The 17,663-nt window shown below is 57.4% G+C and carries 11 protein-coding genes; 2 read left to right on the forward strand and 9 right to left on the reverse strand.

Annotated features, from left to right (window positions below; translation table 11 throughout):
* Positions 1-354 precede the first annotated feature (354 nt).
* Together ettA and radA are read left to right on the forward strand one after the other, a co-directional pair.
* Complete coding sequence (gene ettA, locus ACAM27_RS16765; protein WP_153741461.1) at positions 355-2,016, forward strand: energy-dependent translational throttle protein EttA; 1,662 nt, start codon at positions 355-357, stop codon at positions 2,014-2,016.
* Positions 2,017-2,086: 70 nt separating this feature from the next.
* Positions 2,087-3,463 carry a DNA repair protein RadA gene (gene radA, locus ACAM27_RS16770; protein ID WP_011784357.1) on the forward strand — a complete coding sequence of 459 codons (1,377 nt, stop codon included), beginning with the start codon at positions 2,087-2,089 and terminating at the stop codon, positions 3,461-3,463.
* Between the two features lie 176 nt (positions 3,464-3,639).
* Here the strand turns inward: radA and ACAM27_RS16775 are convergent, their stop codons facing one another.
* The 9 genes from ACAM27_RS16775 to ACAM27_RS16815 all read right to left on the reverse strand — a co-directional run bounded on the left by ACAM27_RS16775 (position 3,640) and on the right by ACAM27_RS16815 (position 17,662).
* The gene (locus ACAM27_RS16775) at positions 3,640-4,008 is read right to left on the reverse strand and encodes a PilZ domain-containing protein (RefSeq protein ID WP_011784355.1); all 369 of its coding nucleotides are present in this window, start codon (positions 4,006-4,008) and stop codon (positions 3,640-3,642) included.
* A gap of 225 nt (positions 4,009-4,233) precedes the next feature.
* The gene (hemE, locus tag ACAM27_RS16780; protein ID WP_222534801.1) at positions 4,234-5,298 is read right to left on the reverse strand and encodes a uroporphyrinogen decarboxylase; all 1,065 of its coding nucleotides are present in this window, start codon (positions 5,296-5,298) and stop codon (positions 4,234-4,236) included.
* Positions 5,299-5,426: 128 nt separating this feature from the next.
* A complete protein-coding gene (locus ACAM27_RS16785; protein ID WP_011784353.1) occupies positions 5,427-6,845 on the reverse strand; it encodes an FAD-dependent oxidoreductase in 1,419 nt (472 codons plus the stop codon).
* Between the two features lie 76 nt (positions 6,846-6,921).
* Positions 6,922-11,370: a glutamate synthase large subunit gene (gltB, locus tag ACAM27_RS16790; protein WP_183580539.1), complete on the reverse strand. Its 4,449-nt coding sequence runs from the start codon at positions 11,368-11,370 to the stop codon at positions 6,922-6,924.
* Positions 11,371-11,541: 171 nt separating this feature from the next.
* Positions 11,542-13,179: an AAA family ATPase gene (locus ACAM27_RS16795; protein ID WP_369612337.1), complete on the reverse strand. Its 1,638-nt coding sequence runs from the start codon at positions 13,177-13,179 to the stop codon at positions 11,542-11,544.
* A 31-nt stretch (positions 13,180-13,210) separates the two neighbouring features.
* Complete coding sequence (aroB, locus tag ACAM27_RS16800) at positions 13,211-14,308, reverse strand: 3-dehydroquinate synthase (RefSeq protein ID WP_369612338.1); 1,098 nt, start codon at positions 14,306-14,308, stop codon at positions 13,211-13,213.
* Positions 14,277-14,867: a shikimate kinase AroK gene (gene aroK, locus ACAM27_RS16805; protein WP_023010980.1), complete on the reverse strand. Its 591-nt coding sequence runs from the start codon at positions 14,865-14,867 to the stop codon at positions 14,277-14,279. The genes aroB and aroK overlap by 32 nt, the downstream gene beginning before the upstream one ends.
* Before the next feature lie 135 nt (positions 14,868-15,002).
* On the reverse strand, positions 15,003-17,105 hold the full coding sequence (gene pilQ / locus ACAM27_RS16810; RefSeq protein ID WP_369612339.1) for a type IV pilus secretin PilQ: 2,103 nt from the start codon (positions 17,103-17,105) through the stop codon (positions 15,003-15,005).
* Between the two features lie 14 nt (positions 17,106-17,119).
* A complete protein-coding gene (locus ACAM27_RS16815; RefSeq protein WP_153741467.1) occupies positions 17,120-17,662 on the reverse strand; it encodes a pilus assembly protein PilP in 543 nt (180 codons plus the stop codon).
* Position 17,663: the final 1 nt, after the last annotated feature.

Raw genomic sequence — 17,663 nt, forward strand, 5'->3', positions numbered from 1 at the left:
GCGATGCCTCTTTGCAAGCCGGAACCCCTGAAAAATTGGGCCGCTATTCTATCTTGAAAGCGGGTTAAAAATCATCCTTTATGCCGTCCGCAGATACCGGCACACCGGAGGCTGTCAATTGCTATCGCGGAACGCTTTAGATACCTTACCCGGTTATTGTTCTCAGGTACCGACGTCCGTGGTATCGGCCTTCGGGGTGAGCGATCCGGGATACGCTGTAAATACGTCCCTGTACGCTCGACAAAATCATCCCTGATTTTGACGATCCCGGATCGCTCACCCCGAAGTCCTCGATCAGTCGCCTGACGTGCTTTCATTTTTCAAGCTACTGTTTGATAAAAGGAATATGCCAAAATGGCTCAATACGTATACACCATGAACCGCGTGGGCAAGGTGGTACCGCCCAAGCGGGAAATTCTGAAAGACATCTCTCTGAGCTTCTTCCCGGGCGCCAAAATCGGCGTACTTGGTCTGAACGGCGCCGGTAAATCCACCCTGCTGCGTATTATGGCGGGTGTCGACCAGGATTACATCGGTGAGGCCCGGCCACAGCCCGGCATCAATGTGGGCTACCTGCCGCAGGAGCCGGAATTGGACGAGGAGAAGACCGTAAAGGAAATCGTTGACGAGTCCGTCGCACACGTACACAACGCTCTGGCGGAGCTGGACAAGGTTTACGCCGCCTACGCCGAGCCGGATGCGGACTTTGACGAACTGGCCAAGAAACAGGGCGAACTGGAAGCCATTATCCAGGCTACCGATGGCCACGACATAGAGCGCAAGATGGAAGTGGCGGCAGACGCCCTGCGACTGCCGGCCTGGGACCAGAAGGTAAAAGTGCTGTCAGGTGGTGAGCGCCGCCGTGTGGCCCTTTGCCGCCTGCTGCTGTCCGGCCCTGACATGCTCCTGCTGGACGAGCCTACCAACCACCTGGATGCCGAATCCGTGGCCTGGCTGGAGCGCTTCCTGCACGATTACGACGGCACCGTTGTCGCCATCACTCACGACCGTTACTTCCTGGACAACGTCGCCGGCTGGATCCTGGAACTGGACCGTGGCCACGGCATTCCGTTCGAGGGCAACTACAGTCAGTGGCTGGAGAACAAAGAGAAGCGCCTGGAGATGGAGGCCAAGCAGGAGGCCGCTCACCAGAAAGCCATCAAGCACGAGCTGGAATGGGTACGCACCAACGCCAAGGGCCGCCAGTCCAAGAGCAAGGCACGACTGGCCCGCTTCGAGGAGATGAGCTCCCAGGAATTCCAGAAGCGCAACGAAACCAACGAACTGTATATCCCGCCCGGACCTCGCCTTGGCGACAAGGTGATCGAGGTGGACGGCATCAGCAAGGCCTTCGGCGACCGCCTGCTGTACGAGAATGTCTCGTTCCACGTTCCACCGGGTGCGATTGTTGGCATCATCGGTGGTAACGGCGCAGGCAAATCCACGCTGTTCAAGATGATCGCAGGCATGGACAAACCGGATTCCGGCACCATCACCGTTGGTGAAACCGTGGAACTGGCCTATGTGGATCAGATGCGCGATCTCGACGGCAGCAAGACTGTATGGGAAGAGCTTTCCGACGGCCAGGACATCATCAAGGTCGGTAACTACGAGACCCCGTCCCGGGCCTACGTGGGCCGCTTCAACTTCAAGGGCACTGACCAGCAGAAACGGGTGGGCGACCTGTCCGGCGGTGAGCGCAACCGCCTGCACCTGGCCAAGCTGCTGAAACAGGGTGGCAACGTGCTGCTGCTGGACGAACCCACCAACGACCTTGACGTGGAAACCCTGCGCGCTCTGGAAGAAGCCCTGCTGAACTTCCCGGGCTCCGCCCTGGTGATCTCGCACGACCGCTGGTTCCTGGACCGGGTAGCGACCCACATCCTGGCGTTCGAAGACGACGGCGAAGTAGTCTACTTCGAAGGCAACTTCACAGATTACGACGCCGACTTCAAGAAGCGCAAAGGCGACTCCGCCATGCAGCCCAAGCGTATGAAGTACAAGAAACTGGCGTAACCGATGACCGGGCCGGCCTTCGCGTCGGCCCGCTTGCCCTCCCCGATCTGCCCGACACGGAACCATACCCATGGCCAAAGCCAAAACCGCCTTTGTATGCACCGAGTGTGGTGCCGACTATTCCAAGTGGCAGGGCCAATGTACCGCCTGCCAGGCCTGGAACACCATCAGCGAAGTACGCGGCGTCTCAGGCCCCGGCAAAGGTGCTCGCAGCGCCCGCTTTGAGGGTTATGCCGGCAGCCTGTCTGAGGTCAAAAGCCTGGACGAGGTCAGCCTGGCGGAGCAGGCACGTATCAGCACCGGCATGCAGGAATTCGACCGTGTCCTGGGTGGCGGCCTGGTGGAAGGCTCGGCGGTACTCATGGGCGGTCACCCCGGCGCGGGCAAAAGCACCCTGCTACTGCAGGCGGTTTGCCAACTGGCCGAGAAGCACTCAGCGCTGTACGTCACCGGTGAGGAATCCCTGCAACAGGTGGCCATGCGCGCCAAGCGGCTGGGCCTGCCCACCAAAGACCTGAAAATGCTCTCGGAAACCTCCGTTGAGCGGCTTATGCAGGTGGCGGAAGCGGAGAAGCCCCGCATTCTGGTAATCGACAGTATCCAGGTAATGCATGTCGCGGACATTGAATCCGCCCCTGGCTCGGTATCCCAGGTTCGGGAAAGCGCCGCCTTTCTGACCCGCTTTGCCAAGCAAACCGGCACCATCCTCTTGCTGGTGGGGCACGTCACCAAAGATGGCAGCCTGGCGGGGCCGAAGGTGCTCGAACACATGATTGACTGCTCGATCCTGCTGGAGGGCTCCAGCGACAGCCGCTACCGAACCCTGCGCGGCATCAAGAACCGCTTCGGCGCGGTTAATGAGTTGGGCGTGTTCGCCATGCTGGAACAAGGTTTGAAGGAAGTAAAAAACCCCAGCGCCATCTTCCTCAATCGAGGCGAGGAAGCGGCGCCGGGTAGCGTGGTGATGGTGGTCTGGGAAGGCACTCGGCCGATGCTGGTGGAGATTCAGGCCCTCGTGGACATGGCCCAGGGGAGCTACCCGAGACGGGTAGCGGTAGGGACTGACCAGAACCGCTTAGCGATGCTTCTGGCCGTGCTGCACCGCCATGGCGGCATGCATGTGGCCGATCAGGATGTGTTTGTGAATGTGGTGGCCGGTGTGAAGGTCAACGAAACCAGTGCGGATCTTGCTTTGCTGTCAGCTGTGGTTTCGTCATTCCGGAATCGGGCGCTGCCGCAGGATCTGGTGATTTTTGGCGAAGTTGGCTTGTCTGGGGAGATCCGGCCGGTACCGAGTGGCCAGGAGCGTATCTACGAGGCGGCCAAGCACGGTTTCACCCGGGCCTTGGTGCCGAAGGCCAATGTTCCACGTAAGCCCGTTGATGGCATGAAGGTGATTCCGGTGACCAAGCTTTCGGATGCTCTTTCGGCTCTTGAGGAGCTTTGAGCCAGGCCCCTAGCCTGCAAAATCCGGTGCAAGGCGCGCGGCAGAGGGACACCTCAAAAAACCGCTACGAGCACATCCATGTGCGCTTCTCTCCGGCCATCCATGGCCTCCGACATTTTTTGAGGTGTCCCTCTGCCACGCCCCGGCAACTTTCGTAGTAATCGCCAACGACGACCTCAGTCAATCAGATGCGCAAACTCTCTCTCCAAAAGCGCCTGATCCCCGAGATTCAGCTCCACCAAACGCTTCAAGTGCGTTGCACTGTCGAGATCAATGTACTGGCAGCGAAATCCCAACCGATGATCCTCCACATGCTTCAGCTCCACCGCCATTACAATCGCAGCTTCATGCTCATTCAGGTGAATCACCACTTCACAGGGCTTGTTCAAAGGAACCTTCCAGCCTTCTGGCCGCTGAACGAGAACGCCCTTCAGGGAAATATCCAACACCTCCGTTGACCACACCACATCCTGACAATGCAGCTCACAGGGGGCGTCAAAGTTGATTCGGTGAAACCGGCGTTTTTCGGATGTTCTGTTAGACAAGGGAAAGCTCCAGACAGAGGTTCGTGCTTTCTCTGACTATAGACCGGACATAAAAAGGAGTACAGCTCAGTTAAACGACACTCAAACGGGGTGAAACTCTTCGGATGAGAGATCACGATACAGTTTCACGAGGATATCTCCAGAAACGTCATAAGAGGGCCGTTCCACCAGCCCGCAAGCACCACGCTCGCAGGCTACCAACGACGGCAATCTCCTAGTTTAGTTTCACTGGTGATACTGCCCACTAAGCTCAACAACCGCCTCAATGAACGCCCCGGCATGCTCTGGGTCCACATCCGGCGTAATCCCATGCCCAAGGTTGAACACATGCCCCGAGCCAGAACCATAGCGCTTCAGGATATCCGCCACCTCCTGGCGAATGCGCGCCTTCGGCGCATACAGCATGGCCGGGTCCATGTTGCCCTGCAGGGCCACCTTGTCGCCCACGCGGGCACGGGCGTTGCCGATGTCCGTCGTCCAGTCCAGCCCCACAGCATCGGCGCCACAATCAGCGATAGACTCCAGCCACTGACCACCGTTCTTGGTGAAAACAATCACCGGCACACGGCGACCTTCGCTCTCACGAATCAGACCATCAACAATCTTCTTCATGTAGCGCAGGGAAAACTCTTCATAGGCCCAGCTACTCAACACACCACCCCAGGTATCAAAAATCTGCACAGCCTGGGCGCCGGCCTTGATCTGGCCATTGAGGTAGTCAATGACCGAATCCGCCAGATGGTCCACCAGACGATGCATCACCTCCGGCTGACCGTACATCAACTTCTTGGCTTCCGAGAAGGTCTTGGAAGATCCACCTTCAATCATGTAGGTGGCCAGAGTCCAGGGACTGCCAGAGAAACCGATCAGCGGCACGCGGCCATTCAGCTCCCGGCGAATGGTAGACACCGCATTCATCACGTAGTCCAGGTCAGACTCGGCATTCATCCTGGGCAGGGCATCCACATCTGCTTCCGAACGAATCACCTTACGGAATTTCGGGCCTTCGCCAGTTTCGAAATAGAGCCCCAGCCCTAGAGCATCGGGAATGGTCAGAATGTCAGAAAACAGGATGGCGGCATCCAGGGGGTAACGCTCGAGCGGCTGCAGGGTAACCTCACAGGCCAGCGGGGTGTTTTTGCACAAACTGAGGAAGTCGCCGGCCTTGGCCCGGGTTGCGCGGTATTCCGGCAGGTAACGGCCTGCCTGGCGCATCATCCACACCGGGGTGCGGTCTACAGGCTGGCGCATCAGGGCGCGCAGGAAGCGATCGTTCTTCAGCTCGGTCATAGAGTTTCCCGTTCTCGTCGGTAAAAATGGTCAGAGACAATGGGGAGCAATGATACCCCGTTTGCACGAATAAAAAAGGGCGGCTTACCCTTAGCAAGCCGCCCTTTCTGACTCTGGTCAATCCAGCGTTAAACGTCCAGGTAGTCCAGGATGCCTTCGGCCGCCTGACGTCCTTCCCAGATTGCGGTAACCACCAGATCCGAGCCACGCACCATGTCGCCACCAGCGAAAATCTTGGCATTGCTGGTCTGGAACGGAAACTCGGCTTCTTCTGCCGCAGTCACCCGACCGGAGTCGTCCGTGTTCACGCCCAGCTCTTCAAACCAGGGCGCTGGGCTCGGGCGGAAGCCGAACGCTACCAGCACGGCATCAGCCGGAATCACTTCCTCACTGCCCGGAACCACTTCCGGACGACGACGGCCGTTTTCGTCCGGCTCACCCAGCTCCGTGGTGACTACCTTTACACCCTCAACGCGGTCTTCACCGATGATGGCGATGGGCTGACGGTTGAACAGGAACTTGACGCCCTCCTCTTTCGCGTTGGCCACTTCCCGACGGGAGCCAGGCATGTTGGCCTCATCGCGGCGATAGGCACAGGTCACGCTCTCGGCCTGCTGGCGAATGGAAGTCCGGTTACAGTCCATAGCGGTGTCACCACCACCCAGCACCACAACACGCTTGCCTTTCATATCGATGAAGTCAGATTCCTTTTTCTCGAAACCCAGGCGACGGTTAACATTCGAAATCAGGAACGGCAGGGCGTCATAGACACCCGGCAGCTCCTCACCGGGGAACCCACCTTTCATGTAGGTGTAGGTACCCATGCCCATAAAGACGGCATCGAACTCTTCCAGGATCTTGTTCAACTGAACGTCTTTACCCACCTCGGTACTCAGACGGAACTCCACGCCCATTTCCTCGAACACCTTGCGGCGGCGGGACATGACGGATTTTTCCAGCTTGAACTCAGGAATACCGAAGGTCAGCAGGCCACCGATCTCCGGGTAACGATCAAACACCACAGGCTTGACGCCGTTGCGCACCAGAACATCAGCACAACCAAGCCCTGCGGGGCCCGCGCCAATCACAGCCACCTTCTTGTCAGTCCAGGTGACATTGGACATATCCGGTTTCCAGCCCAGCGCAAATGCGGTGTCGGTAATGTACTTCTCAACAGAACCGATGGTAACCGCGCCGTAGCCGTCATTCAGGGTGCAGGCACCTTCACACAGGCGGTCCTGCGGGCACACACGACCACAGACTTCCGGCAGGGAGTTGGTCTGGTGGCACAGTTCCACCGCCTTCATGATGTTGCCCTCCGACACCAGCTTCAGCCAGTTCGGAATATAGTTGTGTACCGGGCACTTCCATTCACAGTACGGGTTACCACACGCCAGGCAGCGATGGGACTGGGAGGCCGCATGGGTTTCGCTGAACGGGTGATAGATTTCCCCGAATTCCTTTTTGCGCTTCTTGGCAGGCACCTTCTTCGGGTCTACCCGCCCAACTTCCACAAACTGAAAGTCATTGTTGAGACGTTCTTTCATGTTGCCACTCTCATCAGCTCGATTTCGACGGGGGCCGCACCGGAGTGCGACCCATCAACCTTGTTGGACCTGCCCGTTATTCCGGACGGGCGCGGGTGCTTGCCAGCAGGCTGCGAAGGTTCGCGGCCTTGGGCTTGACCAGCCAGAAACGGCCGATGTAATCGTCGAAATCTTCAAGTAGGTGCTCTGCCCAGGCACTTCCGGTTTCGGAGATGTGCTCCCGGATCACGCCACGCAGGTGGTTCCGGTAGGCTTCCATGTCTTCACGGGAAATACGCTGGATCTCAACCAGTTCATGGTTGTATTTGTCCACAAAGGTGTTGTCCAGGTCCAGCACATAGGCGAACCCGCCGGTCATGCCGGCACCGAAGTTGTAGCCGGTGGACCCCAGCACGGTGACCAGACCACCCGTCATGTATTCGCAGCAGTGATCGCCAGCACCTTCAACCACGGCATGGGCGCCGGAGTTACGAACCGCAAAGCGCTCACCGGCGGTGCCGGCCGCAAACAGCTTGCCACCAGTTGCGCCATACAGACAGGTGTTACCGACAATGGAGGTTTCCTGGGTCTCGAAATCACTACCACGGGGCGGCTTGACGACCAGCTTACCGCCGGTCATGCCTTTACCTACGTAGTCGTTAGCATCACCCTCCAGAATCAGGTTCAGACCACCGACGTTCCAGACACCGAAACTCTGGCCAGCGGTGCCGGTCAGGTCCAGAGTGATGGGCGCATCGGTCATGCCCTGATTGCCGTAACGGGCGGCAATCTCGCCAGACAGGCGTGCACCAATGGAACGGTCACAGTTAGTCACCCGGTAACTCCAGGCACCGCCGGACTTCTCGGCGATGGCAGCAGCGGTGTCCTGCACCATCTGCTCCGCCAGCTTACCTTCATCGAAGGGCTTGTTGCGTTCAATCTGACAGGTGTGCGGCTTGTCAGCCGGAATGTGGTCATTCTGCAGCAGACGGGTCAGATCCAGCTTCTTCTGGCGCTCGGTATTACCCGGCAGACGCTCCAGCAGGTCAACACGGCCGACCAACTCTTCCAGAGAACGCACACCCAGCTTCGCCAGCCATTCGCGAGTTTCCTCCGCCACAAAGCGGAAGAAGTTCATGGCCATTTCCACGGTGCCCTTGAAGTGCTCTTCGCGCAGATAGTCGTTCTGTGTCGCGACACCCGTCGCACAGTTATTCAGGTGGCAGATCCGCAGGTATTTACAACCCAACGCCACCATCGGAGTGGTGCCGAAGCCAAAGCTCTCCGCGCCCAGAATCGCGGCTTTCACCACGTCCAGACCAGTCTTGATGCCGCCGTCGGTCTGCAGGCGAATCTTGCCTCGCAGATCATTGGCGCGCAGCGCCTGCTGGGTTTCCGTCAGGCCCAGCTCCCAGGGGGAGCCTGCGTAGCGGATTGAGGTCAGCGGACTGGCTGCGGTACCGCCGTCATAACCGGAAACCGTAATCAGGTCGGCATAAGCCTTGGCAACGCCCGCGGCAATCGTGCCCACCCCGGGCTCTGATACCAGCTTGACGGACACCAGCGCCTCCGGGTTCACCTGTTTCAGGTCGAAGATCAGCTGCGCCAGGTCTTCAATGGAGTAGATGTCGTGGTGCGGCGGTGGCGAAATCAGGGTGACACCGGGCACCGAGTAACGCAGGCGCGCGATCAGGTCATTCACCTTACCGCCCGGCAACTGGCCGCCTTCACCCGGCTTGGCACCCTGAGCTACCTTGATCTGCATAACATCGGCGCTACGCAGGTACTCAGCGGTCACACCGAAACGACCGGAAGCCACCTGCTTGATCTTGGAACGCTTGTTAGTGCCGTGACGGGCCGGGTCTTCGCCGCCCTCACCGGAGTTGGAACGACCACCCAGCGTGTTCATGGCCACGGCCAGAGCCTCGTGCGCCTCCGGCGACAGGGCACCGAGAGACATCGCCGCAGAGTCAAAACGCGGGAAAATATTCTCCACGGGCTCAACGTCGCTCAGGTCAATTGACTGGATGCCCTCACGGAACACCAGCAGGTCGCGCAGGGTGGCAACCGGGCGCTCATTGACCAGACCGGCGTATTCCTTGTAGGTGCCATAGTCGCCACTTATCACGGCATCCTGCAGTTTGCCCACCACATCCGGGTTGAAGGCGTGATATTCCTGGCCATGCACGTACTTGAGCAGGCCGCCCTGGGAAATAGGCTTACGGGGCTTCCAGGCAACCGCGGCCAACTGCTCCTGATCCTGCTGGAAATCGAAGAAGTCGGCGCCCTGAATCCGGCTCGGCACGCCTTTGAAACACAGGTCTACCACATTGTCGGCAAGACCAATGGCTTCAAACAGTTGGGCACCGCGATAGGAGGTAATGGTGGAGATACCCATCTTCGACAGGATCTTCAGCAAGCCCTTGTTGATGCCCTTACGGTAATTGTTCTTGGCTTCGATCGGATCCATCAGCATTTCGCCGGTGCGAATCAGGTCATTCAGGATCTGGTACGCCAGGTACGGGTAGACCGCCGTAGCACCAAATCCGAACAGTACCGCAAAGTGATGCGGATCCCGAGCCCAGCCGGTCTCAACAATGATGTTGGAATCGCAGCGCAGACCTCTCGCCACCAGGTGATGGTGCACTGCGCCGGTGGCCATCAGGGCATTGATCGGAAGATCGCCTTGAGCCAGGTCCTTATCGCTTAGAATCAGCAACACCTTGCCATCACGCACAACTTTTTCGGCTTCGTCGCATACCCGACGAACCGCCTGCTCCAAGCCCTCTTCAGGACGATAGCTCAGGGCGATTTTTGCCACCTCAAATCCCGGGCGATCGTTATTGCTGATCTTCAGGAACTTGGCCGGCGACAGCACCGGCGTGGTCAGGATAATCCGGTTAGCGTGCTCCGGAGACTCCTCGAAAACGTTCTGTTCCGCGCCCAGACAAGTCTCCAGAGACATGACGATGGTCTCACGGAGAGGATCAATGGGCGGGTTGGTGACCTGCGCGAATTTCTGCCGGAAGTAATCCGCCACATGGCGCACCTTGCTGGACAGAACCGCCATCGGGGTATCGTCCCCCATGGAACCGACCGCCTCCTGGGCACTCTCAGCCAGTGGGCGCAGCACCTGGTCCCGCTCTTCAAACGAGATATTGAACATCTTCTGATGAACCAGAAGCTCTTCGGATTCCATCAGCTTGAATTCCGGGGTCGCCTGATTCAGCGTGGTCTCGACTCGCAGTGCATTGTCCTTAAGCCAGCGCTTGTAGGGCTGGGCTTTTTTGAGCCGCTGGTCGATATCCCCGGTATGCAGGACCTCGCCGGATTCGGTATCGATGGCCAGCATCTGACCCGGGCCAACCCGCCCCTTGGCCACCACATCATCCGGTGAGTAGCTGTACGTTCCCACTTCCGAGGCCAGGGTGATGAAATCGTCCTTGGTGATAACCCAGCGTGCGGGACGCAGACCATTGCGATCCAGCATACACAGCGCATAACGACCATCTGACATTACCAGGCCCGCAGGGCCATCCCAAGGCTCCATATGCATGGAGTTGTACTCGTAAAAGGCCCGCAGCTCAGAATCCATGGTATCAACATTCTGCCAGGCAGGCGGAATCATCATGCGCACCGCCCTGAACAGGTCAACACCACCTGCCAGGAGCACTTCCAACATGTTGTCCATGCTTGAGGAGTCGGAGCCAGTCAGGTTAACCAGCGGCTGCAGGGTCTGCAGATCCGGCAAATCCGGTGAGCTGAACTTGGCTGCGCGGGCAATTGCCCAGTTACGGTTACCGTCGATGGTGTTTATCTCACCATTATGGGCCAGGAACCGGAACGGCTGCGCCAGTGGCCAACGCGGCATGGTGTTGGTCGAGAAGCGCTGGTGGAAAACACAGATGGCCGTTTGCAGATCCGGATCACCAAGATCCTTGTAGAAGTTGGCCAGATCCGCGGGCATCATCAGGCCTTTGTAGGCCAACGTCTTATGGGAAAGACTGCAGATATAGAATTCCGGGTCTTCCGCCATATCTCGTTCAGCATGGCGGCGCCCGACGAACAGACTGATCGCAAATTCTTTTTCTTCCTTGCCGCCGGGCTCTACAAATACCTGTTCGATGCGCGGAAGACAATCCAGAGCCATGGGGCCAAGGCAACTGTCATCGACGGGCACTTCCCGCCAACCCATAATTTCAAGGCCTTGCTCCGTCAGCCTTTTTTCAATAGCTGATCGGCCAGCAGAAGCTTTTGCGTCGTCCTTAGCCAAAAAAACCTGGCCAACCGCAAACAAGTCGCCAGGTTTTTTGCCGAAGGCTGCCTGGGCAGCTTTATAGAGGAAGGCCTTGGGGCTCTGAATAAGCAGACCACAACCATCACCGGTCTTGCCATCGGCAGCAATGCCGCCCCGGTGGGTCATGCAGGTCAGAGATTCAATGGCTGTCTGCAACAGCTTATGGCTCGCTTCGCCCTTCATGTGGGCAATCAGGCCAAAACCGCAGTTGTCCCTGAACTCATCAGGATGATACAAGCCTGTTGTCATAAGCGTTCTCTCGCGTGTAAATGCTTCCCGCCAGCGACGCTACCGCACCAAAATGGTGCAAGAAATGCGCTGACACAGAAAAAAAGGGGGAAGGGATTTTACACACGTGAAACTACGTATACAATTTTTTTCGTAGTTTGGGGCCTAAAACGCACCGGAATGGTGCGAAAATCAATAATCCTCGTAGGGTCGAACCCAAGGACTCGAGATCCTCAGCACGTCGGACAGACTAGCCGCCGCCGCCCCGGCCTCTTCTCGGCTAGAGTATTGGCCATAAACCAGCATAAACCAAGGTAAGCCCTGGCGCTCACCCTTGGTGTAGCTCAAATTCGCATCCTCGGGCGCTCGACGCAGTACATTCAACACCGTTTGTTCCTGATTGCCTGCAACAAGCTGCAGCGTCCAACCCTTACGCTGACGTAACTGCTCAAGTGCCACAAATTTAACGGGATTGTCCGGCACAAACTCTGGCTCTGGCTCTGGCTCTGGCTCTGGCTCTGGCTCTGGCTCTGGCTCTGGCTCTGGCTCTGGCTCTGGCTCTGGCTCTGGCTCTGGCTCTGGCTCTGGCTCTGGCTCTGGCTCTGGCTCTGGCTCTGGCTCTGGCTCTGGCTCTGGCTCTGGCTCTGGCTCTGGCTCTGGCTCTGGCTCTGGCTCTGGCTCTGGCTCTGGCTCTGGCTCTGGCTCTGGCTCTGGCTCTGGCTCTGGCTCTGGCTCTGGCTCTGGGACAATCTCTGTTTCAGGCGGGGCCTGTGTCAATTCCTCAGCCGCATTGTTCTCGCCCGGAACGACAGGCTCATCCTGGCGCGCAGGTGCAATCAAAGGCGCTATTTCCGGCTCAGGCTCCTCAGTACCCGGACCAATGGTAATGCTCTTACGGACTGGCTCAGGCTCAACCTCGGCGTCAGCCTGTCGCTGAACCGTGCTCTCGTATTGCTGGGAAACAAACCACCAGGATGCCGCCAGCAATAGCAGCCCCAGCGCAGGCCACCGCAAATGCGCAACCGTAAAACCAGCTTTCGAGGAGGACGTTGCCGACGACGGAACCATGTCCAGCCAAACACCCGGCGCAACACGCTTGAGTCGACCAAAGCTACCCTGACTCAACACCTCAAGCTTTTTCAACCGAGAGGCCGACAGCAGCTCAGACTGAGAACCACCCGCCCTGTGAACCCTGGGTTCGAGATAAGCCTTGATGTCTTCGCGGCTTAACGGAGGCAGGTTCAAGTGATGCGCATAGGCGGAATCCGGACGATCTTCCAACTGGCTCCAGACCTGCTCGGTGCCGGCCATAATCGGAACGGCAGAAACAGACCGTTCTGATGCCACAAAGCCTGCTACCAGAAGATTCAGAACATCCGACTCAACCCGGTCTGCATCGTCAATCAGCAGCACTTGCCGGTGACCTCGGCGGATGCCGGATTCAGACCAGCGGAAATAACGATAAACCGCCTCTCTGGGCTCAGAGTCTGCCGGTATCCCGGATTTCGCCAGCTGCTTCAGGTAACGCGCGAGGGCCTGGCGGCTGGTAAGCGCCGATGCGGGAATTCGATGAAAATCAAGCCTTGAGGACTCGCTGCGCACCAACTCTGCCAACACCCGAGTCTTACCGGCCCCCGGCGCACCGGTCAGAACCAGCACCATGTCCCCGAACCCACACAGATGGCGCAACGTCTCCAAAGCGTGCTGACGCATGGCATCCGGGAAAAACGGCGTTTCCATCTCGAGAGGATTGTCTCGAAGACCGTATCGCTGCTGGAGTCGAGGGAAAAGCCCCCCACCATCGGAACTGTTCAAGGATTCTTGAGTCACACGCTGTCCCTGTTTCGAAACTCAGAGCCCATCAGCCTGCCTGTGGCAGGAATGCCCTCAAGGTATCACGGATGTTGTCAGCGGAGGCATTCTCGGTGATAAAGGCATCACCTATTGCTTTCAGGAGAACCAACCGTAGCCGACCATCCACATTCTTCTTGTCCACGGACATCAGATTCATGAAGTCCTCTGATGTCATGCCGCTCGGTGCCCACTCAGGCAAACGAGCGCGCCGAATCAGGGCAACCGCCCGGGCCCGGTCGTCCGCCGAGATCAGCCCCTCTCTCACAGAGAGATCGGCTGCCATCATCATACCCGTGCCCACGGCTTCACCGTGCAACCAGTTGCCGTAGCCAGCAAAGGTTTCAATGGCATGACCAAAGGTATGACCAAGATTGAGGATTGCACGCAACCCGCCCTCTCGTTCGTCAAGCGCAACAACTTCCGCCTTACAGACACAGGAACGATAGATCGCCTCACCTAATGTCTCAGCATCAAGTCGTAACAGGCTCTCCATGGAATCCTCAAGCCAGGCCAGGAAAGACTCGTCCCGAATCAGGCCATATTTGATCACCTCTGCGAGACCGGCAGACACCTCCCTCTCCGGCAGTGTTTGCAAGCTGTTGGTATCGATCAGCACCGCCTGCGGCTGATGGAAAGCACCGATCATGTTCTTGCCAAGCGGGTGATTTATCCCTGTTTTCCCCCCAACAGACGAGTCCACTTGAGAGAGCAGCGTGGTTGGAACCTGTATGAAGGGAACGCCGCGCTGGTAACAGGCCGCCGCGAAACCCGCCATATCACCCACAACGCCGCCGCCCAGGGCAACGAGTGTCGTTTTGCGGGTATGTCGTTTTTCCAGAAGCGCGTCGAAAATGAGGTTGAGCGTCTGCCAATCCTTGAACTGTTCTCCATCAGGCAAGGTCACTACGTCAATGGCCTTGCCGGGAAAACAGCCTTTCACCTTCTCAAGATACAGGGGGCCAACGGTATCGTTAGTTACGATCATGACCTGCTGGCCTGCCACCCAGGGTGTCAAGTCAAACGAGCCCAGCAGCCCCTGCCCGATAATGATCGGATAGCTGCGCTCCCCGAGCTCAACCTTCAGCTCTCGAAGTACCTTGTGCATTATGCCTGCCCTCTTTCCGCCGCTGTCTTCTGTGGCGGGGCGTTTTAGGATTGATTCGGTTCACCAGTTGCCGAACCACAAGACGGGGGCTTTTACGATCGGTAAACATAACGATATCCGCCAACTCGGTATAGAGCGGGTCCCGAATCGCAAACAGCCTGCGCAACACGCCTTCCGGATCGTCGTTCTGCAACAACGGTCGGTTCCTGTCCTTACGTGTGCGCTCAACCTGTTGGTCTATAGACGTTTTGAGGTAAACCACCACAGCGTTCTTTTTCAGCAATCCGTGATTTTCAGCACGCATGACGGCACCACCCCCTGTCGCCAGCACCGTGCCCGTCTCATTGGACAACTCGTCAAGCATTGCGGTTTCACGCTGACGAAAACCGTCCTCACCTTCAACATCGAAGATCCAGGGAATATTGGCACCACAACGCTCTTCGATAATCCGGTCCGAATCCAGAAAACGATAGCCGAGCTCCTTGGCCAGCAATCGGCCAATGGTACTTTTTCCAGCCCCCATGGGCCCAACCAGAACAACACGTTTGGGCAAAGACATAATTTCCGCTCAACAGGTTTCAGGCGGGTGAGAATAGCATAAGGACCGGCAATCCATAAGCGGCTCGAAAAGGGGTAACCGTCCCTGAACAAAAAAACCGCCGGGGTTACCGGCGGTTTTTTTTGTTCAGCAGACTTACTGCAGTATGTCGTTCTTGATGATCTTTGGAGTGATAAAAATCAACAATTCACTGCGCTCATCGACGTGTTCGGTGCGCTTGAACAGTCGACCGAGGTATGGGATATCACCCAAGAACGGTGTTTTGGTGGTTTGGGTAGCCACTTCTGACTGGAAGATACCGCCCAGAACCACAGTTTCACCATTAGCAACCAATACCTGAGTTGTAACCTCGTTAGTGTTGATAGAGGGGATGCCTGCCGTCACTTCACCCCGGGAATCCTGATTAACAACAAGGTCCATAATGATCTTATCATCGGGCGTGATCTGGGGAGTAACCTCGAGTGAAAGGACTGCTTCCTTGAACTCAACGTTCGTTGCACCACTTGAGGTGGCCTCCTGATATGGGATCTCTTCACCAGACTTGATAGATGCCGTCTGGCGATCAGCGGTTACGACGCGAGGCTGAGACACCACCTCTGCGCGGCCGTCACTTTCAAAAGCCGACAACTCAAGATCAAGCAAAAAGTCCGTTCCGATATAACCGAAAGCAACCGAAGACGACCCCGCGCGGGTAACGCCCAGGTCAACGTTCAGGTCAGAAGGTAGCGACAGAGGACCCGAATTGGGAATCAATGCGGTAGCCCCCTGCGATCCTCCAACCACAATAGTATCGGTACCACCGTCGGCAGAGCCTCGCCCTTCAAACCCCCACTTCACGCCCAACTCTTCCGAGACATTGTTTTGAGCTCGAACGATACGCGCCTCTATGGACACCTGACGCACGGGAACGTCCCAAGTCGCGACCAGCCGACGGATTTCCTCAAGCTTCTCTGCCGTCTCACGAACGCTGATGGTATTCGTCCTGGCATCAGATGAAACAAAGCCACGGGAGGAAATCAACTCTGCATCTGCCTGAATCAGAGCAACGACGTCGGCCGCCTTGGCGTAATTCACCTGAATAATGTCCAGGCGCACCGGCGCTAATTCAGCAATCTGCTTATTGGTTTCAAGCTCAAGCTTTTCACGTGCCGCAATTTCTTCAGCAGGCGCAACCAGCAGGACGTTGCCAATCTGGCGTTTGTCCAAACCTTTGGTCTTGAGGATCAGATCCAGCGCCTGGTCCCAAGGCACATTCTGCAGGCGCAGAGTGATACTGCCTCCCACTGTATCACTGGCAACCAGGTTAAGACCGGTGAAATCAGCAATCAGCTGCAGGACAGAGCGAACTTCAATATCCTGGAAGTTCAGGGAGAGCTTCTCGCCGGTATACGGGAACTTCTCCTCTCGGCGAGCTTCGGCTTCCTCCTGAGTCAGCGCTTCAACACTCACGGTGAATTCGCGACCAGACTGATAAGCGATATAGTCGTAGTCGCCCTCCGGCCGAATTTCAACTACCGCACTTCCATCCTCTACATACGTATCGATGCGCGTAACCGGAGTAGCAAAATCCGTTACATCCAGGCGGCGGCGCAAATCCGCAGGAACCTGAAGATTCGGCATGGTCAAGCGGATCCGGCCGCCCAACTCATTCAGGTTAACGGTCGCGGCGTTACTACCGAGATCAACGATGACGCGACCTTCACCCTCGTTACCACGACGGAAATCGACGCCGGCCAACGAATTCGACGACGCTGACGAGGTCGTTGTCGTTCTCTGGGCAGGTTGCGACGTAGCCGAAACGACATCAGACTCACCACCAATCGTCATTACCAGTGAGTTATTGGTGCGGACGGTATCGTGAGGCACCAATTCAACCAGATTAAAGATTAAGCGGGTGCGATCCTTGGTTTCGACCACGGTGACGCTCTGAGCATTACCTGTACCCAGCGGAATGCTGCGCTGATTCAGGGCACTGGTGGTGTCCTTGAGATCTACCGCAATCCGGGCAGGTCGCTCTATGGTATAGCCCGACGGTTCCGGCGGCGTGCCATCAAACTGCATGGTGACTTCCAGCCGCTCCCCCGGCAGCGAAGAAAACGACAAGTCCTGCAGCGTGACCGCGCTGGCCAGGCCGCTCCATAACCCGATGGCAATCACGCCTACGCAGACATTGAGTTTTTTGAACATCGCTAGCCTCGACCCTAAACCTGTTTGTTCGTGCATGTTTCTTGAATTCATACCGTTACCGCTCCTCAGCCTTCATCCAAAGACAGGGAGCGCGGGCGTTCTACCCAACCACCCCGGCCATTCGGAACGATTTCAATCAGTTCAATGCGGGTTTCACTGACCCCCACAATACGGCCATAGTTCTGGCCCATGTAATTACCGGTGCGCACCCGGTGAATGCCGCCCGAGTTATCTCTAATCAGAGCGAACAGGTTGCCCTCAACCCCCTGTAGCGTGCCCACCATGGCCAGAGACTTGAGGTCAAAGTTCTCAAGCACTTCCCGGGGCCGGTCCAGATCCGGCTCAACGTCACTGACTGGCTCCTCATCGACCATGGTCAGCTGGACATCTACCGGCGGCTCAAACGGTGCGCGCCGATCTGCTGCCGAATAACTGAAGGCCTCGTAGGCCTTGAACTCCGGCAAAGGTTCCACGTGCCCACGGGGTTTTGCCCGGGTATCTGCCATGAACTTGTCGAGATCCGAGAAACCGTTTCCCTGGGAACAAGCCGTCAGCAAAGACGCCAGACACACACCCAGCCAGGCTTTTCCCGCATGCTTTCCTGTCATG

Source organism: Marinobacter sp. RI1 (genome assembly GCF_041155085.1).
Taxonomy (GTDB): domain Bacteria; phylum Pseudomonadota; class Gammaproteobacteria; order Pseudomonadales; family Oleiphilaceae; genus Marinobacter; species Marinobacter nauticus.

Excerpts from the sequence above, each read along its gene's own strand:
- aroK (WP_023010980.1), bottom strand. The coding sequence starts at position 14,867 with ATGTCTTTGCCCAAACGTGTTGTTCTGGTTGGGCCCATGGGGGCTGGA.
- gltB (WP_183580539.1), bottom strand. The coding sequence starts at position 11,370 with ATGACAACAGGCTTGTATCATCCTGATGAGTTCAGGGACAACTGCGGT.
- ACAM27_RS16785 (WP_011784353.1), bottom strand. The coding sequence starts at position 6,845 with ATGAAAGAACGTCTCAACAATGACTTTCAGTTTGTGGAAGTTGGGCGG.
- hemE (WP_222534801.1), bottom strand. The coding sequence starts at position 5,298 with ATGACCGAGCTGAAGAACGATCGCTTCCTGCGCGCCCTGATGCGCCAG.
- radA (WP_011784357.1), top strand. The coding sequence starts at position 2,087 with ATGGCCAAAGCCAAAACCGCCTTTGTATGCACCGAGTGTGGTGCCGAC.
- ettA (WP_153741461.1), top strand. The coding sequence starts at position 355 with ATGGCTCAATACGTATACACCATGAACCGCGTGGGCAAGGTGGTACCG.
- pilQ (WP_369612339.1), bottom strand. The coding sequence starts at position 17,105 with ATGAATTCAAGAAACATGCACGAACAAACAGGTTTAGGGTCGAGGCTA.
- aroB (WP_369612338.1), bottom strand. The coding sequence starts at position 14,308 with ATGCACAAGGTACTTCGAGAGCTGAAGGTTGAGCTCGGGGAGCGCAGC.
- ACAM27_RS16815 (WP_153741467.1), bottom strand. The coding sequence starts at position 17,662 with ATGACAGGAAAGCATGCGGGAAAAGCCTGGCTGGGTGTGTGTCTGGCG.